Source organism: Caballeronia sp. dw_19, from assembly GCF_018449515.1.
GTDB lineage: Bacteria > Pseudomonadota > Gammaproteobacteria > Burkholderiales > Burkholderiaceae > Caballeronia.
In genome coordinates this window covers 197,388-219,644 of sequence record NZ_JAAVUQ010000011.1, presented here as the reverse complement: position 1 = coordinate 219,644, position 22,257 = coordinate 197,388, and the positions used below count along the sequence as shown (strand labels likewise).

Genomic DNA, 22,257 nt, shown 5'->3' with positions numbered 1-22,257 from the left:
ATTGCGCGCGAGGAGGAGCGCGAGATGCTGCCTCTTTGTGTTGACGAGGGCATCGGCACAGTTGTCTGGAGCCCGCTTGCCCGGGGACGCCTCGCGCGGCCCGTCGAGGCGTCGACCCCACGGTCCGGCAGTGATCCCTTTGCGGACATGCTCTACACCCAGCAAGCAAGTGACCGTTCGATCATCGAGGCGCTTTGGCGTATTGCCGACGCGCGCGGTGTGGGCGGCGCACAAATTGCGCTTGCATGGCTGCATCGCAATCCGGTTGTTGCAGCGCCGCTAGTGGGCGCAACGAAGCTCTCTCATATTGACGACGCCATTGCTTCGCTTGATATCGACCTCTCAGCCGACGAAGTAATCGCACTCGAGGCGCCTTACACACCGCGAAGCGACTTCCAGGGTGTCTCCGATGATGCAGTGTTAGCCCGGCTCTCCGCTCAGATTGGCATAAAACCCGTGAAATAGTGATGGTTGAAGTTAGGCTCGAAGCGAACGTTCGCGTCTGTTGGTTCAAGGGCGCGAGTGGCCGATCGAGCATGCGGAACGGTCACTCAACAAGGATTCGCTCGGTGGCCGCTCCGGGTCGTCAAGAGCCTTTCACTTCCGTCCCACGACTTCTCGGGCCGCCGCACGCATAAGTCGCTACGACGGCCGATTCCGGGAAGTCCAATCAACTCCGTACTGTCGTGTCTATCTAACTGCGCGCTAGTCTGAGTAATTCCGTTTACCGACAACAGGTCACCCGCGTTCGCGCCGCTGACCTGGAATTGTATCGATCAAGGCTGCTCCGTAAAGATGCAACGCTATGGATAACTTACAAATTGAAAGCGCTGCGGTTCTGCGCTTGCGTTGCTCGTTGTGGATCGCCGCTGTTTTATTACACCCGCAAGATAGATTGCTTGGCGGGAATCCATACAAACAGATTAACCCGATAAATACCTCGTATCAGAAGCGTATTTCGCCAAGTCCGAAGTATCGATTACCGCCGGTAGCGAGTAGCGAACAACCCCGATCCTCATCGCTCAACAAGCGCGTTTAAAGCGCCAAGGAGCCCTCGGGCAAGCAAGCTTCCACGACATCGGCAAGGGACACGCCCATGTTTTCTCCGACGACAAAGCCGTGAACTCATCCGTCTTTCCGCCTTACTGACCGCAAGCTTATAAACGCGGACAGCCCTCGGTCCATTCTTGTCATGCGCCCGACACCTATCGCCGTCACGATGGCGATCTGGCACCTCAAATTCTCTGCGAAGAATTCGGTTCGACCATCGAACGAGACGCGTTGTATCAGCCAGCACGATTCCAGATCGCGCGCCGTAAAAGGCACGCCAGGCCAAGCGAATACGCCCGGGGCTGATTAAACCTCCCGCGTCTTATCGCCATCGCAATAGCCGCAATCGCACCAGGAGTGAGTTATGCATGATGTGGCAGATTCCGACAGGTCGCAGAGCAACGGTGTGAAGTCAGTCCAGCAGTACATCGACGAACACCCCATGTGGCCTGACGGAACGCATCTCGCGTCAGTACCCATGACCGCGATGCAATGGCGCATCTGGGCGCTGGCGGCAGCCGGAAAGTTCTTTGAAGGATTCGTCGTTTTCATGACGGGCGTGGCGCTCCCGCTGATCTCGCGCGAGTTCGGCATCAGCGCGGCACAGAATGGCTTCATCAGCGCCGCCAGTCTCATGGGCATCCTGGTCGGAGCGGTCGGTCTCGGAGGCATGTCCGACTACTTCGGGCGTAAGCGGATGTTCATCGTGGAGATGATCATTTTCGTGGCGTTCCTGGTGCTGCTGGTTCTTTGCACCAACTTCATCTCGCTCGTGATCTGCCTGTTCGGACTTGGCGTGGCGCTCGGCTGCGATTACCCGACCGCGCACATGATCATCTCGGAAAGCATCCCCAGCAGCAGTCGAGGCAAGCTCGTGCTGGCGGCGTTCGGCTTCCAGGCGTTGGGCGCGCTCGGCGGTACGGCGGTGGGCTTCCTGGTCCTGTCGACCATCCCGACCCTCGATTCGTGGCGCTGGATGTACGGCACGGCGATCATCCCGGCGCTGGCGGTGACCATCGGCCGCTTCTACATCACGGAAAGCCCCAGTTGGCTGCATATTCGCGGTGCGGTCGACCGCGCGGAAGCCGCGGCGCAGCGATTACTGGTGCGCAGCCCGCAGTACCCGACAAGTATTGCGTTGTCGCGCGAAATGGAAATGGCCGCCACGGGCCACGGCGGCAAACAGAGCTTCGCCGCGCTGTTCGCGCGGCGCAACCTGCGAGCGACGATCCTGGCCTCGGTACCGTGGTTCCTGCAGGATCTCGGCACGTACGGGATCGGCATTTTCACGCCGACCATTCTCGCAGCGGCGTTCGGCAGCAAGCCGGATCACGTTCGCAGCATCAGCGACCTGATACTGAACGACATACTCGCCGCCAAGGGCTCTGCCCTCATCACCATGCTGCTGATTGTCGGCATCATTTTCGCGGTCATCTTCGCGGACAAGGTCGGACGGATCTGGCTGCAAGTGGTTGGTTTCATCGGCTGCGCGGCGGGCCTTCTGATTGCTTCGTTCTCCGATAGTTTTGAAGGCTCGACCAAGACTGTCGTGATTTTTGCCGGCTTCATGCTCTTCAATTTCATGACCAACCTGGGTCCGAACGCACAGACCTATCTCCTGGCAGGCGAAGTGTTTCCGACGGCCATTCGCGGCACCGGCGCCGGGTTCGCGGCAGCCGTCGGCAAGATCGGCGCGGTCGCGACCGCATTCCTTTTCCCCATTCTGCTCACGGGCATTGGCACCGGTCCGCTTCTCTACATTCTCGTGGGCACATCCATTCTTGGCGCGGTGGTGACCTGGTTATTTCGCATCGAGACAAACGGCGTGAGCCTTGACGACATTGGACGATAAGCGCGCGCTCACAGACCGACACGATGTTCCCTACGCAAAAAATAGTTTCCCGGTATTTCCCCGTATCGCGACGGAGACGTGCATGACTAAGCATTATAAAAACCCGGCACGGCGGCGGCGCTCGCACCGGTTCGCAGCCCTGCCGCTGTGCATGGCTGCGTTCAGCCTGATGGCGAGCACATCGGTCAATGCGCAGGACCTCACATTGAGCGAAACCGGCTCGACCCTGATGTATCCACTCTTCACAACCTGGGTGGCTGAGTACACGAAGTCGCATCCCGGCATCCACATTACCGTCGGCGAGACTGGCTCGGAAGCCGGTATTCAGCAGGTGCTGGCGGGCAAGGTACAGATCGGTGCGTCCGACGCCTATATGTCCGATGCCGAGATGCGGCAGCACCCGCAGATCATCAACGTGCCGCTGGCGATTGCCGCGCAGACGGTCAACTACAACCTGCCCGGCCTCAACGCGACTCACCTCAAGCTGGACGGCCCAGTGCTCGCCGCCATCTACACAGGCGAGATTCGCAACTGGGATGCGCCGCAGATCGCCGCGCTCAACCCGAGCGTAGCGTTACCACATCACCCGATCGTGCCGATCCATCGGGCCGAAGGCTCCGGAGACACTTTCGTGTTCACCCAGTTCCTGTCGTTCTCGACCCCAAACTGGGAAAGCAACCAGGGATATGGCACGTCAATCTCATGGCCGGCCGTGCCGGGCAGTGCTACTGCAACGGGAAACTCGGGCATGGTGAAGGCGCTGCAAACGACGCCCTACTCGATCGGTTATGTCGGCGTCAGTTTTGCTGACGCGCTGGGCGCCGCGCATCTCGGCACCGCCGCACTCAAGAATGGCGCAGGCGAATTTGTTATGCCGAGCAAAGACACGATCACGGCAGGCGCCGCTTCACTCGGCCCGCGCACGCCGGCTGACGAACGTCTGAGCCTTGTGTTCGCGCCGGCATCGGGCGCCTACCCGCTCGTCAATTACGAGTACGCGGTCGTTTCGACGAAACAGCCTGACGCCACCACTGCGGCGGCGCTGCGCAGGTTCTTGCTGTGGTCGATCGTACCGTCCGAGACCAATGAGGCGTACCTCGATACGGTCCACTTTATTCCGCTGCCACCCCATACGTGGGAGTTGAGCCAGGCGCAGGTTCAGTCAATCAAGTAAGCGTCAGGTAAGCGGAATCTTCCACCGGGCGCGGCAACGCGGTTTGTAGTTGCGTTATCAAATCGCGGCGCACTATATGCGGTCATCCGTCATAAGAAAAGTGCCGACATCCGGGCAACGCGCTCGAACAGAGTACGTTGTCCGGAACAACTGGATCAATCAGTGACCGCTGTGCAAGTGCACCGCTTTCTTGGCTGCGTGTTCAGCGTGCTCGCCCGCGTGCAGCCCGTGACCATGCGCCAGGTGAGCATGGTGGCTCGCAGCCTCGTGGTCGCCAGCCTCCGCGTGCTTGGCTGCTTCGCGATGATGCTTCGCGGCCGAATCGAGGTGCTTGGCTGCTTCGTGATGATGGTGATGAACTTCGTGTTGATCGCTCATGGAAGTCTCCAGTATCTGCAACGGGGCCCAATCCACAATAGGAGTGAGCGTCACCACGATAGTGAAATGCGGTGTCACTTGCGTGAACCCGTCACGGAATCGCCAAGGCACTACAACTGAAGATTGCGAAGCGTGTTCGGTAGCAATCGACAAAGCCGGCAGCCAACGAAAACCTCAGCCGTTACGCTCGTCGCGCACCCATTATGCGTAGCGCGCAAGAAACATATCGGCGGCGGATTCCGCTACCTGCTTTTGTTCCTGCTTGCTGAGAGGACGCTGCCCCATCGTCACCTGCGGCCAGAAAGCAAACGCTTTGACGAGACCCTGCAACTGCAGCGACGCGAACACGGGGTCCGATGTCTTGAGCCGGCCATCGGCAGTGGCTGCGCGTATCCACACGGTCAGGTCTTCTTCGCGCTCCCCCATGCGGGCCACCATGTCGCGCGCGCGCTCCGGCGAATGAATGCCTGCCGCGATCGCCACGCGCGCGAGCGACAGGAATGCCTCGTCGTTCAAAAGACTCAGCTTTTTCAACAGCAGCTGGAGCAACTGCGCGCGCAACGGCTGAGAGCCGGAATAAGCGGGCGCCTCTCCCGCGTCACTCGAGTCCCACAACTGCCGCAAGATGGCCGCGAACAGCACTTCCTTGCTGGGAAAATGGTTGTAGACCGTCCGCTTCGACACACCCGCGCGGGCTGCGATGCGGTCCATGCTGGTTGCATCGAAACCCGCTGCGAGAAATTCTTCAATAGCCGCAGCGATCACGGCAGCGCGCTTGCGATCGGTCAGGCGTAGCAGGTTGGCAGTAGCATTCATCAATAAATTTTACACCAGGCAGTTTACTTTTTTCTACGATAAACTACACTGCATAGTCTACTTTCTGTATCGGGACGCCACTACATGACATCGTTCACCGGTTCTATCCGCCGCGCTTTGGGATTCACAGCAGCGCAACGCGGCCGTGAATCATTTGACTCGTCAACCCAGCACGACGGCGAGCGCTTCCGTAATGTCAAGCCTCGTCCCGTGGAAGGAATCCGTAAGACCCTGAGCATCGTGTGGAATGTGTTGTTCAATAAACCGGACGGCACGGTGCCTGCAAGCACCCTGCCCGTCGATGCGCTGACGCGTGAACAGCTTGACGCGGCGCCGGACCGCAGCTTGTATCGCCTCGGGCATTCAACCATGCTGCTCAAGTTGCGCGGGCAGTTCTGGCTGACCGACCCGGTCTTTGCCGAACGTGCGTCGCCGTTCCGGCGGTTTGGTCCAAAACGCTTTCATGCACCGCCCATCGCGCTCGCCGACTTGCCGCCGCTGCGCGGCGTGATTCTGTCTCACGACCACTACGACCACCTGGACCGCGAGACGGTGCTCGCCCTCGCCAGCACGACAAGCGTGTTCCTGACGCCGCTGGGCGTGGGTGACCGGCTGATCGAGTGGGGTATCGACGCATCGAAGGTGCGTCAGTTCGACTGGTGGCAGGGTGTGGAGATCGACGGTCTCGCGTTCACGGCAACACCTTCCCAGCATTTCTCCGGCCGCAGTCTTTTCGATGGCAACAGTACCTTGTGGGCCTCGTGGGTCATCGTCGACGACGATCTGCGCGTGTTCTTCAGCGGTGACACGGGCTACTTTGATGGTTTCAGGACGATCGGCGAGCGACTGGGTCCGTTCGATATAACGCTGGTCGAAACGGGCGCCTACGACGCCCAATGGCCATACGTGCACATGCAGCCCGACGAAACCGTCCAGGCCCACCTCGATCTGCGCGGCCACTGGCTAATGCCAATTCACAATGGCACGTTCGATCTGGCGATGCATCGCTGGCAAGAGCCGTTCGAGCGCGTGATGGGGCTCGCCGCGGCAAGAGGCATTTTGCTCGCGACGCCGCGCATGGGAGAACGGCTCGATCTGGCCGCGCCACACCGTGGTCAGCGGTGGTGGCGCGAGGTGGCCGAGGTTGTGCAAGCGCCCAGAACGCTGCGCCGATGGTTCTCCTGCCGCACGGACCAGGCAAATTCGCAGGGCTAACTATTGACGTAAGCGCTGCAATCAGCGATTCGAGCTATGACCCCGGGGTCCAACGATAAACAATGATGCTCGAATTGTTATAGTTGTCCTTCGTGACCACGTACTCACCGGTCGATCGCAGATATGACCTCAGGCCGTACATCGAATCAACATTGTTGCCCACGTCCACTGTCGTGGGGCTGCTATTGGTGAATGTAGTGTCCAGGCTCCCCGTGGCGAGATTGAAGGCGTCGATGTTGGGCGCGGTGTTTACGTAGCCGACGAACAGATAGTTGCCGGCTGCCGTGATCGATTTCGGATTGGCGCTGGTGAGGTTGATCACCGGATTCGGCGAGCGCTGGTTGCCTGCGAGCCAACCGTGATACACCTCGACACGCGTTCCTATCGAGGTCCAGTCCGTGCTCCCGACTATGCCTTGCGCGAGGATCATGGTGTCGCTATCGGCAAGGTAGATGATCCGCGTCAATGGCAGGATGGTCCTCGGCGTGGCGTATGCAATGCCTGCTCCCCAGCTCGGTTTACCGTCGGCATCAAAGCCGGTCAGCGGGTAGTAATAGATGCGATTCGTCCGGTCCGGGCCGGCCCAGACGTTTCCATTGCTGTCGAGACAGAATCCTCCCGTGATCAATGCGGTCGCATTGAACGCCGTGCCAGGCAGCGACCCGTCCGGTATGGCGATGTAGCCATTGGCCGCGTTGAAGTGAAAGAAATAAAAGATCCCCGGATTCTGGCCGGCTGCCACAAGGATCCGGTTTGCGCCAACGGTAGCGATTTGCGCGAAGTGCTCGCCACGCTGGGTGTCGTTGATGTCGATTCGTGGATCGGACGGGTAGTCAATCGGATCGACGGTGTTCGCCACGAACGTTCCGCCGGCAGTGCCCGTGTAGACATTGAAGCCTCCGTAGAAATACGCGCCATCTGTAGCGGGGTCCGGTGCGCCGTTGCCTTCAAAGTTCAGTGCCTGAAGCTTCCATCGCAGAATGCCTGAGCTGTCGTAGGCGTAGATGTCGGTATTGCCGTTGCGGCCGAGATCCCAGGTTCCACCCCACGGGTTGTTGAGGACATACAGGTTGCCGGCAGAGTCCTTGCCGATGCCGGCAACGCGGGTGAAGCGCCTGTCCCCGACCTGACCTTTGATTCCAGTCGTGGTGTCGAGATATCCGCCCTGAATGCCGAACGTGCCGACCTGGGTTGGCTGGGTTGAAACGCCCGCGATCTGGTAGATCTTGATGTTCATGTCCGGCCCTTCATCGCCGACTAAAAGCTGTCCAGCCGTTGCGTCGAAATACAACGCGCTCGGGCGGGACGTGGGTGACATCTGGATCGTGTTCAACGCTGCGCCGGCCGGGCTGAATTCGACAATCGCGCCAGCATTCTCTTGCGCGACCCAGACATTGCCAGCACTGTCCAAGGCGAGCGCCCCGGGCGCGGCCACATTGATATCGCTCTGCCAGACGCCGTCGGTGGTGAAGACCCGCACGCGATTTCCCGGGAAATCACTCGCATAAAGGAGAGAGCCTGATGTCGCTAGTCCGGTAACGACATCGCCGCGGGTCTGGGTCGTTGTCGCACTGACGGAAATGGAGAGATCACGTGTTTTACTGGTTCGGTTATATCGCCCTACCCAGCCACTGCCGATAGTCCTGTCGTATTGCAAGGCAGCAAAGATTGAAGTTGCATTGCCCGTAATGGCGCTGCCCTGGAACTCGTTGTGCAAACCGATGGAACCCATGTTTTTGCGGTTGCCATATATGGCGACGCCGCCTTCGTTTTCGTCCCACAGAGAAGCGGTATAAATAATTCCCTCGGGCGCTACCCATATGGAACGAGCACCATTGCCGACATAGGTGGAATTCGTTCCATACGTGTTCGCTATCCAGTCAGTGGTGTATTGCGCCTGACACTCCGGCGCAATTGCCGCGATCAGCACAGCGGCAACAAATGCGGCACGAATGCGTTTTCTCAACATGAACAATGGTCTCCTGATGGTCATCCAGCGTGGAGGATGCGCGGCAATGAAATCCCCTTAGGCCGGACCTCACATGGGTTCGTCGCGCGCGTTCAGCGGAGGATTTTGTTGCTTACGATCGATGCAGTTCTACAGCGCATATGCCATGTGACCTTTATGCTTTAAAAAGGGCAGATTTTCCCGAAAACCGTCCGATAGTAATTTTTTACTCATCGTGAGGCAATACTGCGATAACTGATCGCAAATCGAAAATAGCTGAAAAGCCGTCAATAAAAAATCAAAAATAAATGGCGCGCTTTAATGTAATGGCATCGGCGATGGATGAATGCGCCACGCCGCCCAAAACACCACTATGATGGGTGCGCCATGCGTGACGAATTGACCGATTCAATTACTTGCCGGAAATATGTTCATAGGCCGAGCGCCGTCGGCGTCGAGCATTTGATCAACGTATGTGATTGCGCGTACGAGGAGGGATCATGCATTCGGCGTCGAGCCGGACCGCCAGCAAGCGGCCCGATCTCTCCACCCGCAGTCGAGATCGGGCATCAACGAAAGCTACGTGCTCACATCAAGACGCCGCCAGTGCGCGCAACGCAAACCGCTTCAGCTTGCCGGTCTCGGTGCGAGGCAAGGCATCGACAAATTCAATCGCGCGCGGATATTTGTACGGGGCGATCTCTTCCTTCACGAAGGTTTGTAGCTGCACCACCAGCGCGTCGCTCGCTACAAATCCAGCACGAAGAACCACGAACGCCTTGGCAATTTGCCCGCGCTCGTCATCGGCCACGCTAACGACCCCGCACTCCGCCACCGCTTCATGCAACAGCAGCGCGCTTTCTACTTCAGGACCGGAAATGTTATAGCCGGCCGAGATGATCATGTCGTCGGCGCGGGACTGATAAAAGACGTAACCCTCGGCATCGATACGAACCGAATCACCCGGAAGGTTCCACCCATCGCGGACGAAACTAAGCTGCCGCGGGTCGCTTAGATAGCGGCACCCGGTCGGCCCTTTTACCGCGAGCATTCCGACCTCGCCAACCGGAACAGACTGCATGTTGTTGTCCACTGCCTGCACCACGTAGCCCGGCACCGCGCGCCCGATCGCCCGGTCGCGCGTCTGTCCCTCGGCGCACGACACAAAAATATGGATCATTTCAGTGCTGCCAATTCCATCGATCATTTGCAAACCGGTGGCCTGCCGCCAGAGCTTGCGCGTGGCATCCGGCAACGCTTCGCCAGCCGAGACGCTTTTCCCAAGGCTCGACAAATCGAAACGCGAAGCGACGCCCGCCATTTGCCGATAGAACGTCGGCGCCGTGAACATGATCGTTGCGCGAAAACGCTCGACCACTTGCAGCAGCGTCTCCGGCGTCAACTTCTCGATCAATACCGACGATGCCCCCGCGCGCAACGGAAAACACAGCAAGCCGCCCAGTCCGAAGGTGAACGCCAGCGGAGGCGTGCCGCAGAATATATCGCCGGCGGTGGGCTTGAGAATATGGCGCGGAAACAAGTCGCACATCGCAAGCACATCGCGATGAAAATGCATGCAACCCTTCGGCATTCCCGTCGTGCCGCTGGTAAATGCGATCAGGCAGACGTCGTCGGCAGCGGTGTCCACTGCCGTGTACTCGGTGGGTTGAAGCAAGGCGATGGTGTCGACGGAATCAGGGCCATCGTCATGAAAGAGCCTTGTTTTCAGCAGGCTTTCGCAAAAGTACACGTTGGTGGGATCGCTGCATTGCGCGAGTTCATCGAGCAGTCGCGCGTCGCATAGGGCCGCTGACACCTGAGCCTTGTCGATGATCTGCTTCAGTTCCTTGGCACGCAGAAGCGGCATGGTCGGCACCACCACGAGACCCGCCTTCAAGGACGCAAGCCATGCGATTGCCATGTGCAGCGTATTCGGTCCGCGCAGCAAAATGCGGTTGCCCGGCACCAGTCCCATCACCCCGGTCAGCACATGCGCTGCCTGGTTCACGCGCGTGCGCAATTCGCTGTACGTGGTCGCGTGCGGAGCACCATCGACGTCCGACCAGATCGCGGGCCGTGCGCCCTGTCCACGTTCCGGATGATCATCGATTATCCGGTCGAGCAATTCGACTGCGCAATTCAGACGCGCCGGATAGGAGACGTCGGGGTTGTCGAGCAGAAACTGCGGCCACTCGGCGGGCGGCGGCAAGTTGTCGCGAGAAAACGTATCGACGTGAGCCGAAGGTTCCATGGTGAGCTCCGAAAACGACGAAATAAGCGACAGTTGTTAATCTGGAATAACGGCGGTGGCTTCGATCTCCACCTTGGCTTCGTCTTCAATGAGCGCGACCACCTGCACGGCGCTCATTGCAATGTCGTAGTTGCCGATCAGTTCTCGAAATGCGCTCCCCACGTCCCTTAACGCGGCGAGGTATTCGCGCTTGTCGGTCACGTACCAGGTCAGCCGCACGAGATGCTCCGGGCGCCCTCCCGCGGCCGCGAGCACCGCGACTATGTTGGCCAGCGCCTGATGCGCCTGCGCGGCGAATTCGCTGCTCTGGAAGCGCCCTTGCGCGTCCCAGCCGATCTGTCCTGCTATGAAGACCTGCGTGCCACGCGCGGCAACACCGTTCGCGTATCCGCGCGGCTTGACCCAGCCGGCTGGGAGCAATGCTTTTTTCACGAACGTGTCTCCTTTGTCTCGTCCTTTACTTCCGCAAGCGCTGCGGGGTTGAAGCGTGTCAGCGCGGCGCGAATGTCATCGGGGATATCGATCGACGCCCCGGATTCAAGCGACGTTGTCACGAGCACCTGACGTGCGAGAAAGCGCGTTTCACCATGCGACTGTGCGTCGATCACAATCCCGACAGAACGAGCGCCTATACGTTCAAGCGTTAGCGACAGCATGAGCATGTCGCCCATCTGGCTCGGCTTTGAAAACGTGCAATCGAGCTTCACGATCGGCAAGCCGACGCGGCGCGTGCTGATCATCGCGGCATAATCAATGTCGAGTGCTTCGTTGAACCAGTCCTCCACCAGCGCGTTGGTCATCACGAGATACTGCGGAAAAAATACGATGCCGGCGGGATCGCAGTGCGAAAAACGAATGCGCACCGGCCGCTCGAAATGGCTCGATGATTCCGTCATGCGTTCCTCGCGGCATGAGCCTTGAGCAGGTCGCGCCCGACAATCAACTGCTGCACTTCGGTCGCGCCTTCATAGATGCGCAACGCACGAATTTCCCGATACAGTTGCTCCACCACCGCACCGCTTTGCACGCCGCTACCGCCCCACAATTGCACGGCTGCATCAATAACCTGCTGAGCGCCCTCGCTCGCGTGCCACTTCGCTAATGCAGCTTCACGCGTAACGGACTTGCCCTGATCGCGCAGCCACGCAGCCCGATAAACCAGCAACGCAGAGCTGTCGATGGTGAGCGCCATTTGCGCCAGCTTCGCCTGCGTCAGTTGAAAGTCGCCCAACGTCTGCCCGAACATCCTGCGCGACGCGGCGCGCTCAATGCCTTCGCTCATCGCTCGCCGCGCAAAGCCAAGCGACGCGGCTGCAACCGATGTGCGAAAGATATCGAGTGTGCGCATGGCAAGCTTGAAACCTTCGCCGCGATTGCCAAGTAAAGCGGTACGCGGCACGCGTGCGTTTTCGAAAGAAAGGCGCGCTAGCGGATGCGGCGCGATCACATCGAGCCGTTCGGCAATGCGCAGTCCCGGCGTATCCGCATCGACGATAAATGCGCTGATGCCACGTGCCCCCGCCGCCTCGCCGGTACGGGCGAACACCACGTAAAAGTCCGCGATGCCGCCATTCGAGATCCAGGTCTTCTCGCCATCGAGCACGTATGAATTGCCGTCTTCACGAGCGCTTAGCGCGAGCGCCGCGACGTCCGAGCCTGCATCGGGTTCAGTCAGCGCAAACGCCGCGATTGACTCGCCGCTTGCCACGCGCGGCAGATAACGCTGCTTTTGCGCTTCGTTGCCACCGAGCGAAATGGCGCCCGATCCGAGTCCCTGCATCGCAAGCGCGAAGTCGGCAAGGCCGCTGTGACGAGCAAGCGTTTCGCGCAGCAGGCAAACAGCGCGCGTGTCGATGGTGTCACCGTACCCGCCGTAAGCGGTGCCGCCTATGCCATAACGCAACCACCCTGCCTCACCGAGTTCACGTACGAGACGACGGCAGATCGCATCGACGTTCGCATGGTCGGCATGGGTGTCTGCCAGGTGTTCCGCCGCCCATGCGTCAATGCGTACACCGAGTTCGCGATGCCTTGCTTCGAAGAACGGCCACGCGAGGGCTTCGTGGAAAGCGTCGGACGTTGTTTGAGGATTGGCCAACTCAATCTCCCTCGAACACGGGCCGCGTCTTCGCAGCGAATGCGCGATACGCGCGGCCGAAATCGTTGGTCGCCATGCAGATTGCCTGCGCCTGCGCTTCGGATTCGATCGCATCGTCGATGCTCATGCTCCATTCCTGATGCAACATCTTCTTCGTGATGCCATGGGCAAAGGTCGGCCCCGAGGCAAGATCGGACGCAAGCGATTGTGCTTCGCGCAGAACGTCATCGGGCTCACATAGGCGGTTATAGAAGCCCCACGCGAAACCTTCATCGCCGCTTGCCGAACGCCCGGTGAAAAGCAGTTCAGCCGCTCTGCCCTGACCGATGATGCGCGGCAGGATCGCACACGCGCCCATGTCGCAACCCGCCAGTCCCACACGGGTGAACAGGAAGGCAAGCTTGCTGCGCGCGGTGCCTAGCCGCATATCAGAAGCCATCGCCAGGATCGCTCCCGCTCCGGCGCAGATGCCATCGACGGCCGCGACAATCGGTTGCGGGCAATGCCGCATCGCCTTGACGAGGTCGCCCGTCATGCGCGTAAACATGAGCAACTCGGGCATGGGCAGGTCGACGAGCGGCGCGATGATGTCGTGCACGTCGCCACCCGAGCAGAAGTTGCCTCCGGTGCCGTGGATCACGATGCTCTTTACGTCGGTGGCGTAAGCGAGTTGGCGGAACAGGTCGCGCAACTCCGCATACGATTCGAACGTCAGCGGATTCTTGCGCTCGGGCCGGTCAAGGGTGATCGTCCCCACGCCTTGCTCTACCGTCCAGCCAAAGTGCTGCGCGCGATAGTCACCAAGGGTCGTGCGGTTGCCGGCAAAAAGCGCGGCGGTGTTCTCGTTCATCGACTATCTCCGTATCTGTGTGCTTTGCCAGGCTTCACGAATCCGTGCGCTCGCGCAGGTGCTGCTTGAGCTTGCCCAGCTTCTGGTGCATGCGCGCCTTGTCAGCAAGCGGCAATCCGCCGAACAATTCGACGACCCATTGTTCATGCGCACGCGCCATGCGATCGAACGATTCGCGGCCATGGGCAGTGAGTCGCACGGCAAACGAACGGCGGTCGTTCGGATCGGTATCGCGCACGACAAAACCTTCCTTCTCCAACTGGTCGGTCAGACCCGTCACGTTGCCGCCGGTGACCATCAGCCGTCGTGAAAGCTCATTCATCTTCAGGCCTTCGGGATGTCGCTCAAGTTGCGCCATCAGGTCGAAGCGCGGCAACGTGGTATCGAATTCGGCGCGCAGGCGGCGGCGCAGCTCGGCCTGCACAAGATTTGTGGTGGTCAGCATGCGCAGCCACAAGCGCAGTCCCATGTGGCTGTCTACGCCCGTGCTCATCTCAAGGTCGACAACGTTACCGGCGGCCTTGGCCTTCTCGGGCGTGGCGGGTTTAACCGTGCGGGCAGCGGGCTTGTTCACATTACTTCTCCACCTGAAATAGAAATGGTCTGGCCGGTGATCGATCGCGACTCCGGCAAGCAGAGCCATAACGCGGAACTGGCGACTTCGTCCGGCGTCACGAAGCGACGTTGCGGATTGGATCGCAGCAGTGCTTCGCGTGCCTCATCCTCGCTACGTCCGGTCTGTGCAACGATTTTTTCGATCGACTGTTCGAGCAGTCCGGTTTCGGTATAACCGGGGCAAACGGCGTTGACCGTCACGCCGCGTGTGGCGACTTCTAGCGCAAGTGAGCGCGTCATGCCGATCACGCCATGCTTGGCTGCGCAATACGCGGCAACGTAGGCGTAACCTACCTGTCCTGCGGTGCTCGCTACGTTGACAATGCGGCCGCTGCGGCGCTCAAACATTCCTGGCAAGACCTCTTGCGTGCAGAGAAACACACCGGTCAGATTCACGTCGAGCATGCGCTGCCACAGCGCCAGATCCGTCTTCGCAAACGGCGCGGCTTCGGCCTGGCCCGCGTTGTTCACGAGGATGTCGATAAAACCATGCTCGCGCGCAGCAGCAAACGCCGTAGCGACCGAATCGGCGGACGTGACATCGACGCTCTGCACATGCACGACTCCGGCTTCGCTCAGGACTTCAGCCTGATACGCGAGCCGCGCCGCATCCCGGCCCATCAGCGTGACCTGCGCGCCGGCTGTTACGAGCGCGTGCGCAATGGCAGCGCCAATACCGCTCCCACCGCCTGTGACGACTGCGTGCTGGCCGTCGAGTGCATAAGTGCCCGTGTTCATGCTTCGCCCTCCGCACGCTGCGCGCGCTCACGTTCATAGCCGCGTTCGAGCTGCGACTTCGCGGCGTAATACTGCCTCGGCCAGGTGATATCGACATAACCAAGCTTCGCGGCCTGATCGAGTGTCCAAGAAGGATTGGCAAGATGCGGACGCGCGACGGCACAGAGGTCGGCGCGGCCCGCTGCAATGATACTGTTCACGTGATCTGCTTCCGAGATCGCCCCGACCGCGATGGTCGCAATGCCTGCTTCGTTGCGCACGCGATCCGAGAAAGGCGTCTGGAACATGCGGCCATAGACCGGCTTCTCTTCCTTGCTCACCTGTCCCGACGATACGTCGATCATGTCCGCGCCTGCTTCCTTGAATGCTCGCGCGATCAGCACGGCGTCGTCGGGCGTGATGCCGCCATCCACCCAGTCGTGCGCCGAAATGCGCACAGAAATGGGCTTGTCCATCGGCCACGCTGCACGGATCGCATTGAATACTTCGATCGGAAAACGCAGACGGTTCGCGGACGAACCGCCATATTCATCGTCGCGTTGATTCGTGAGCGGGGAGAGGAAACCGGACAGCAGATAACCGTGCGCGCAGTGAAGTTCCAGCCAATCAAAACCGGCGTCTGCGGCAAGCTCGGTCGACCGCACGAACTGCGCTTTGATCTCGTGCAGGTCGTCGGCGGTGGCTGCGCGCGACCATTGACTGATGCCTTTCAGATACTGCTGCCGCGACGCCGATACGATTGGCCAGTTACCCTCTTCAAGCGGCGTGTCTATCCCTTCCCAACTCACGCGCGTCGACGCCTTCGCACCTGCATGACCCAACTGGATGCCGATCTTCGCATCGCTCTCACGATGCACGAAGTCGACAATGCGATGCCACGCGTCGCGCTGCGTGTCGTTGTACAGACCAGGACATCCCGGCGTGATGCGACCTTCGGGGGAAACGCAGGTCATCTCCGTCATCACCAGTGCAGCGCCGCCCATGGCGCGGGCGCCGAGATGCATCAGATGATAGTCACCCGCGACGCCATCGACAGCCGAATACTGGGCCATGGGAGAAACCACCACGCGGTTCTTCAGCGTCACGCCGCGTACGGTGAAGGGCGTGAACATCGGCGGGACGGAGCGCTTGCTGCCGCTGTCTATATCAAGCCCCGAACGCTTTGCGATCCAGTTTTCAAACTCGGCAAGATACGCGGCGTCGCGTGAACGCAGGTTTTCATGGGAGATGCGCTGCGAGCGCGTGAGCAGCGAGTAGGCGAATTGCTCAGGCTCGAACGACGCGTACCGGTCCACGTTTTCAAACCACTCCGTGGAGTTGCGCGCGGCGTTCTGGATGCGCAGGACATCGACGCTGCGTACGTCTGTGTAATGGTCGAGCGCGGCCGTCAGATCGCCCGGATGCGCCGCGATGCTGTTCGTCAGTTCGATCGCATCTTCAAGCGCGAGCTTGGTGCCCGAGCCAATCGAAAAGTGCGCCGTATGCGCGGCATCGCCCATCAGCACAATCGGCGTCACGCTGCCATCGCTATTCGCGCGGTTATGCACCCACGCTTCGTTCACGATGCGCGGAAACCGGATCCACTGCGAGGAGCCGCGCAAATGGTGTGCGTTGGACTTGAGCGCATGACCGTCGAGATACCTGGCGAAGAGCCGCTCGCAAAATGCGATGCCGTCTTCCTTGCTCATTTCGTCCAGGCCGGCTGCACGCCAGACCCGCTCAGGCGCCTCCACGATAAACGTGGACATGTGGTCGTCGAAACGATACGCATGCGCCTGAAACCAGCCGAACTCGGTCTTCTCGAACGCGAATGTGAAGGCATCGAACAGCTTGTCCGTGCCAAGCCAGACGAAGCGGCAGTCGCGCAGATCGATGTCAGGTTTATAGGTGGCCGCGTACTTCGTGCGCACGACGCTGTTGGCGCCGTCGCACGCAATGATGAGGTCGGCGTCGTACGCTTCGTCACTCGCGACCTGTGTTTCAAACACCAGCTTTACGTCAAGTTCCTCCGCCCGCTCCTGAAGAATGTTCAGCAGGCGCTTGCGGCCAATGCCGCAGAAACCGTGTCCGGACGAGCGCTGCGTGCGGCCGTTGATATGGATGTCGATGTCGTCCCAGTGGTTGAACGCATCGAGAATGGCCGCCGCGCTCGCCTCGTCCGCACGACGCAGGTTACCGAGCGTCTGGTCGGAGAACACCACGCCCCAGCCGAAGGTGTCGTAGGGGCGATTGCGTTCCACTACCGTCACGTCGTGAGCGGGATTTTGCTTCTTCATCAGCAAGCCAAAGTACAGACCCGCGGGGCCGCCACCAATACAAACGATGCGCATAGTGCGCTCCAGGCTGAAAAGTCAGTTTTAATTTAAGCCTCGATAGTTTAGGTGTCAAGTAAATTCATAAAAGAAGCCGCTCATTCTCCCGACGATTTGATCGTAAAGATTAAAGGTGTCGGCGGAAAATGAGAAGGGTCAAACGTCTTCGCAATGGGGAGTGGTTGGATTGGCGTCGTCCGCGGCACGGCTGCCAACCCACGTAATGGATCAGCATCGCATCCTGTAGCTTCACGGCGGCTTCCGTCGCGCCGGACGACCGAGGCGCGCAAACGAACGTTCTTGGGAAAATCAAATACCAGGAAACCTACGCCACGATGGAATTTCAAGGACTCGTTGACTTTCATATGGATTATGATAATAATCCATATGAAATAGGATCACGGAGCGCGAAAGGCCGTGACGAATCCGGGGTCGCAACTACCCACCGTCACGATGTTCCGAATCATTGCAGACCCCGCCGCTTCATTACCGGTCCTGCAGGACTCAAGCAACACCTCGATGAGATCATTCGACTCACAAAGTGCATATGCACTTTACGACATACCAAAGTGAATTTCTGACCACGGTGAATCGAATATCGGTGTTAACAATCCCCTGCACGTGTGACCCGTGCGCGTACCCTTAATTGGAGAATTAACCATGCAGCAACGTAAATACCTCATCACCGGTGCCACTGGTAAAACGGGCGTCCACACCATTCGTCATCTTCTCAAGGACGGACATGCGGTTCGGGCTCTTGTGCATCAGGAAGACGAGCGGAGCACAACGCTGCGGGATGAAGGGGCCGAGGTCATCGTCGGTGATCTTCTCGAGCATGACGACGTTTTGCGCGCGATGGACGGCGTGACGGGTGCGTACTTGTGCTATCCCGTGCATCCGGGCTACATCCAGGCGACCGCGTATTTTGCGGACGCTGCGCAGCGCGCAGGTGTCGAAATTGTCGTCGAAATGTCGCAAATTTCCGCCCGGCGAGATTCGGAGAGTCACGCTGCGCGCGATCATTGGATCGCGGAACGTGTACTCGACTGGTCTGGCGTGCCAACTGTCCACATTCGCCCGACGTTCTTCTCCGAATGGCTGGTTTTTCCGTGGGTGCGCGATCAGATCGTGCGGGAAGGCAAGATCACGCTGCCGTACGGTACCGGACGCCATGCCCCTATCGCTGCCGAGGATCAGGCTCGCCTGATCGCCATCGTCCTCACACAACCGTCCAGCCATATCGGGAAGACCTATCCGCTGTTCGGGCCCGTCGAGCTTAGCCAACAAGAGATTGCCGATGAGGTCGGCAAGGTACTCGGCCGCAAGATCACCTACAGTCCGTCGACCATCGAACAATATCGCGAGCATTTGAAGAAATACGCTCTGCCGGAATTTTTGATCCAGCACTTCCTCGCGATCGCCATCGATTACCAGAACGGAATTTTTGCCGGCGTGGACGGTGTCATCGGCGAGATCACCGGGCAAGCCCCCCAAACCGTTGGCGACTTCGTGAAGGCGCATCGTCATGTGTTCGAGCAGTAAGTTTTGTCACGTATGCAGAAAGGCCGTGGCGCAAATAACGATCGCCGAATTGTCAGTTCGAGCAGCGCGCCAAGCAAGCGAGACGCCTGCCAGCCCTCCTTGTCCGACACCACACCCATGGAAATCCATGAGGACACGCCTGTAGGCGATTTCCGTCGCGCGATTGCGCTTCATGGCGAAAAAATTCTCATCGGTGATCCGGTCAAGATGGCGCAAGCAATGATTGCTTCCTGCGAACTCAAGCCGGCTCCACGGAGACTGGTACTGGGAAGCGATGCGTATCAGCATATTGAGGCTTCGCTGGTCGAACGTCTTGCACTTCTGCGTTCACAAAAGGAGCTCGCTTTCTCGACGGATCTGAATTCGTAAAGCGATGATATCTGTCCACCAGCACGTGGAACGGGCCAGTCTCCGCTCTGATTGATCTGCGATCGGATGAAGGAGTTGAACAGCCGAGCGTCCACCCGCCCTTCTTTGGATCTTCGGGATTCACGCCGCGGTTCTTCCATGCGTGATCAGGCGTCGACGCATGGTACCGCGGCTGATAGCGCGTGCCCCTTGCCGGCTGCCACCACTTCGGCACAGCATGGAGGCCTCGGGCGTGGCTTTATCCAGCAAATTGAGTACATCGCTTGCGAAGAAGGAAACCTGAACTGAGCAATTGAACGTCAATTTTTCAGGGCTGGCACCCACATCAACGGTCGTCCGACTGCCGATGACACGCTCGATATGAGCCCTTTCGTTCCGCTACCTTCCCCGCGCCCGATTGTAAGCAACATCGTCGTAAGACGAATCATCAGTAGGCGCGCGATGAAATTTAGCGCAAGTACCGAATACAAGCTGCTGGGGCCGAACATGCTGCACCCGGATCAAAGGGAAAATAGGCTAAATACTATCGCCGTGCAACCTCAAGTCATTTGGACGCAGGCGGCTCCGCCCCGCAGTCACGAACTCGCCTGCACAACCAGGCACTCGCTGCGGTTTGATTCAAGCCCCGCTAATCTTAACGTCCGTTGACCCGGAAATTCGACCGCGCCAACCCTTTGCTAAACACCCCTACTGATTTTGGAATCGCAAGTTCAGCAGCCTTGCTCGCCTGAAGCGCATGAAGATGTTCTCCAGGTCCGCATGCTCGTTGAACCGGCGTTTTGACTATCCACCACCGTGGATAATGTTTCCAGAATACCGCGTTTATTTTGTTTCAACGCGCGCCTACACTTCGTTCGGCCTCGCGATATATGCCCGAACGCGATGCATGCTAGCGCTGAATATCTGACTCACCGCGCACATACATCATTCGAATGAGCGGCTATGTAATTCGGCATCCTTAGTTTTATTAAATTCGGCTTCGTGCCGCTGAGAGTCGAGGCATGCAAGTCAAGCTGGCTCTCATCTCCTTGAGTCGAGCGTTGCGCAATCGGCGTTGCCGCAATGGACGCGGCTCCTGTTCGGTCAGCGCCTCACCGTCCAAAAACTTTTTTGTCGACTGACACATTTAAAAGGTGGTTTTAATGAAGATCCATGACATCACAGGTTTCCCCAACCCGGCCCGCATTCGCATCGTGTTAGCGGAAAAGGGAATGGACTCCCAGGTGGAGTTTGTTCGCGTGAAACTCTACGATGCAGAGCATCAAAAAGGTCCGTTCCGCGAGAAGAATCCGACCTCGACAGTTCCCGTTCTTGAGCTCGACGACGGCACGTTTATCGGCGAGTGTATTGCAATCACAGAGTATCTCGACAACCTCGACGGGAACCCGATCCTCACCGGACGCACGCCTCGGGAAAAAGCGGTGATCCACATGATGCAAAAGCGCGCGGACCATCAGTTGATCGATGGCATAGGGGTATTTTTTCACCACTCGACGCCGGGACTCGGCAAAGCCAACGAAGCCTTCAAGAGTGCAGACTGGGCTTTCCGCAAACAATGGGGCGACAAACACGGGGAACGGGCGATAGCGGGAATGAAATATTTTGACAGCGTCCTGCAAACTCAACCCTACGTCGCAGGCGATCAGTTTTCCGTCGCGGATATCACTGTTTGGGCCGCCTTAATGCACGGGGATTACGCAGGATTGACGGTTCCGGCGGACCATACCGCCCTGGTGGAGTGGCGAGCCAGGTTGGACGAGCGTCCAGGCATCAAAAACCGTAGCGGCAAGGATCTCCTTGCCGAAGATCTTCCCCGCCTCGAACCACTGCTGGCTTATCTTAATGCCAAAGCCGCCGCATCGTCCGCGAGCTGATGCGGCGGCTCAAAGCCTAGAGACGAACCTGCCAGGGTATCGCGGTGGTGCCGGTAGTTCTAAACAACCAAGGTGAACGCGTCGCCTTTTCAAGTATGCTAGTCAAAATCTAGCTGGTTCCTGCCCGGTTGACCGGACATTCAGGTCATCTGTAACCCGGGCGGGTAATACTCACAGCATGTTTAACGGTCAAGCTGTGGATATTCCTGCTCGCGCCGAGAGTGAAACAGAGGGCAACCTTCGTCGGAGGATACCGTTGAACAACTTGATGGCGATTCGGGTCTTCGCGAGGGTGGTCGAGACAGGCGGATTCACAAAAGCGGCGGACTCGCTAGGGATTCCTCTGGCAACCGCAAGCAAAATGATTCAGGAGCTTGAAGCGGAATTGCGAATCAAGCTCCTGCGGCGGACAACGCGCATTGTCGCAGTGACGCCAGAAGGCGCTCACTATTACGACAGTACGCTGCCTATCATCCAGGCGCTGGACGAAATCAACAATTCGTTTGCGGTGGAAAATGCTAACCCCGCGGGAAAGATCAGGATCGGGATAAGCGCCTCACTAGCAAGCAGCTTTGTTATACCGGCCCTCCCCCGGTTCCATGAGAAGTATCCAAACGTTGAAGTAGATCTATGCGTTCGCGACAGCTTGACCGACATGATTCAGGATGGCATTGACTGCGCCATTCGAGGCGGCCCGATGCACGACGAATCGCTCGTGGCACGAGAAGTTGGCCGCGCGAGCTGGACGACGTGCGCTTCACCTGAATATGTGAAGCGCCACGGGACGCCCTCCAATATCGAAGATCTTGAGCAAAACCATACGCTCGTGCGATACGTCTCACCACGAACGGGGCGCATCGTACCATCACCGTTCGGCACAGGCGCTGAGGCGACTGAAGTACAACCCAACGCATTTTTAAGTGTGAATGAGGGCAATGCCCATCTTGCGGCCGGTCTGGCTGGAGTCGGTGTCATTCACATCTTTTCTTTCAAGGTTCGGCCCTACATAGCAACGGGCCAACTGGTCCCATTCCTCGAAAGGTGGCAACCGCCACCCTATCCATATCACGTCGTGTATCCACGCAACCGCCACCTTAGTCAGCGTCTGCGGATTTTCATAGACTGGCTCGTCGAGATGTTCGACGAATTGGACTAATGCCAATGCCGCACTCGTA

Annotated in this window: 19 protein-coding genes; 8 read left to right on the top strand and 11 right to left on the bottom strand. The window is 58.8% G+C overall.

The features are described 5' to 3' along the window. The 3 genes from HB376_RS17805 to pstS all read left to right on the top strand — a co-directional run. The coding region (locus tag HB376_RS17805; protein WP_213764980.1) for an aldo/keto reductase at window positions 1-465 on the top strand (465 nt) is incomplete at its 5' end. A 949-nt stretch (window positions 466-1,414) separates the two neighbouring features. Beyond that, a complete protein-coding gene (locus tag HB376_RS17800; RefSeq protein ID WP_213764979.1) occupies window positions 1,415-2,902 on the top strand; it encodes an MFS transporter in 1,488 nt (495 codons plus the stop codon). An 82-nt stretch (window positions 2,903-2,984) separates the two neighbouring features. Beyond that, on the top strand, window positions 2,985-4,076 hold the full coding sequence (gene pstS, locus HB376_RS17795) for a phosphate ABC transporter substrate-binding protein PstS (RefSeq protein WP_255631407.1): 1,092 nt from the start codon (window positions 2,985-2,987) through the stop codon (window positions 4,074-4,076). Window positions 4,077-4,235: 159 nt separating this feature from the next. On the opposite strand, the gene HB376_RS17790 is transcribed toward pstS, so the two are convergent. Both HB376_RS17790 and HB376_RS17785 read right to left on the bottom strand, forming a co-directional pair. Further along, window positions 4,236-4,454, bottom strand: a complete 219-nt coding sequence (locus tag HB376_RS17790) for a hypothetical protein (protein WP_213764978.1) — start codon at window positions 4,452-4,454, stop codon at window positions 4,236-4,238. 201 nt (window positions 4,455-4,655) lie between these two features. After that, a complete protein-coding gene (locus tag HB376_RS17785) occupies window positions 4,656-5,270 on the bottom strand; it encodes a TetR/AcrR family transcriptional regulator (protein ID WP_213764977.1) in 615 nt (204 codons plus the stop codon). A gap of 84 nt (window positions 5,271-5,354) precedes the next feature. Here HB376_RS17785 and HB376_RS17780 point away from each other — a divergent pair, with 84 nt between their 5' ends. Next, window positions 5,355-6,485: an MBL fold metallo-hydrolase gene (locus tag HB376_RS17780; RefSeq protein ID WP_213764976.1), complete on the top strand. Its 1,131-nt coding sequence runs from the start codon at window positions 5,355-5,357 to the stop codon at window positions 6,483-6,485. Window positions 6,486-6,519: 34 nt separating this feature from the next. Here HB376_RS17780 and HB376_RS17775 read toward each other — a convergent pair whose 3' ends face one another. The 9 genes from HB376_RS17775 to HB376_RS17735 all read right to left on the bottom strand — a co-directional run bounded on the left by HB376_RS17775 (window position 6,520) and on the right by HB376_RS17735 (window position 17,315). After that, complete coding sequence (locus HB376_RS17775; RefSeq protein ID WP_213764975.1) at window positions 6,520-8,454, bottom strand: SMP-30/gluconolactonase/LRE family protein; 1,935 nt, start codon at window positions 8,452-8,454, stop codon at window positions 6,520-6,522. A gap of 571 nt (window positions 8,455-9,025) precedes the next feature. Then, window positions 9,026-10,684: an AMP-binding protein gene (locus HB376_RS17770; protein WP_213764974.1), complete on the bottom strand. Its 1,659-nt coding sequence runs from the start codon at window positions 10,682-10,684 to the stop codon at window positions 9,026-9,028. Window positions 10,685-10,720: 36 nt separating this feature from the next. After that, the gene (locus HB376_RS17765; protein WP_213764973.1) at window positions 10,721-11,116 is read right to left on the bottom strand and encodes a Rid family hydrolase; all 396 of its coding nucleotides are present in this window, start codon (window positions 11,114-11,116) and stop codon (window positions 10,721-10,723) included. Then, window positions 11,113-11,580 carry a thioesterase family protein gene (locus HB376_RS17760; RefSeq protein ID WP_213764972.1) on the bottom strand — a complete coding sequence of 156 codons (468 nt, stop codon included), beginning with the start codon at window positions 11,578-11,580 and terminating at the stop codon, window positions 11,113-11,115. The genes HB376_RS17765 and HB376_RS17760 overlap by 4 nt, the downstream gene beginning before the upstream one ends. Continuing rightward, the gene (locus HB376_RS17755; RefSeq protein WP_255631406.1) at window positions 11,577-12,782 is read right to left on the bottom strand and encodes an acyl-CoA dehydrogenase family protein; all 1,206 of its coding nucleotides are present in this window, start codon (window positions 12,780-12,782) and stop codon (window positions 11,577-11,579) included. Before HB376_RS17755 ends, HB376_RS17760 begins: the two co-directional genes overlap by 4 nt. Window position 12,783: 1 nt before the next feature. Then, window positions 12,784-13,632 (bottom strand): enoyl-CoA hydratase family protein, encoded by an 849-nt coding sequence (locus HB376_RS17750; protein ID WP_213764970.1) that lies wholly within the window; start codon window positions 13,630-13,632, stop codon window positions 12,784-12,786. Window positions 13,633-13,666: 34 nt separating this feature from the next. Continuing rightward, window positions 13,667-14,206, bottom strand: coding sequence for a MarR family transcriptional regulator (locus HB376_RS17745; protein WP_346730520.1), 540 nt, complete (start codon window positions 14,204-14,206; stop codon window positions 13,667-13,669). Then, on the bottom strand, window positions 14,203-14,985 hold the full coding sequence (fabG, locus tag HB376_RS17740) for a 3-oxoacyl-ACP reductase FabG (protein WP_213764968.1): 783 nt from the start codon (window positions 14,983-14,985) through the stop codon (window positions 14,203-14,205). The genes HB376_RS17745 and fabG overlap by 4 nt, the downstream gene beginning before the upstream one ends. Further along, window positions 14,982-17,315 (bottom strand): bifunctional salicylyl-CoA 5-hydroxylase/oxidoreductase, encoded by a 2,334-nt coding sequence (locus HB376_RS17735; RefSeq protein WP_213764967.1) that lies wholly within the window; start codon window positions 17,313-17,315, stop codon window positions 14,982-14,984. The genes fabG and HB376_RS17735 overlap by 4 nt, the downstream gene beginning before the upstream one ends. A 642-nt stretch (window positions 17,316-17,957) precedes the next feature. Here HB376_RS17735 and HB376_RS17730 point away from each other — a divergent pair. The 4 genes from HB376_RS17730 (at window position 17,958) to HB376_RS17715 (ending at window position 22,238) form a co-directional block, all read left to right on the top strand. After that, window positions 17,958-18,839: an NmrA family NAD(P)-binding protein gene (locus HB376_RS17730; RefSeq protein WP_213764966.1), complete on the top strand. Its 882-nt coding sequence runs from the start codon at window positions 17,958-17,960 to the stop codon at window positions 18,837-18,839. A 117-nt stretch (window positions 18,840-18,956) separates the two neighbouring features. Further along, window positions 18,957-19,208, top strand: a complete 252-nt coding sequence (locus HB376_RS17725; protein ID WP_213764965.1) for a hypothetical protein — start codon at window positions 18,957-18,959, stop codon at window positions 19,206-19,208. Window positions 19,209-20,350: 1,142 nt separating this feature from the next. After that, a complete protein-coding gene (locus HB376_RS17720; protein ID WP_213764964.1) occupies window positions 20,351-21,082 on the top strand; it encodes a glutathione S-transferase in 732 nt (243 codons plus the stop codon). Window positions 21,083-21,338: 256 nt separating this feature from the next. Further along, window positions 21,339-22,238 carry a LysR family transcriptional regulator gene (locus HB376_RS17715; RefSeq protein ID WP_213764963.1) on the top strand — a complete coding sequence of 300 codons (900 nt, stop codon included), beginning with the start codon at window positions 21,339-21,341 and terminating at the stop codon, window positions 22,236-22,238. The last annotated feature ends 19 nt before the right edge of the window (window positions 22,239-22,257 follow it).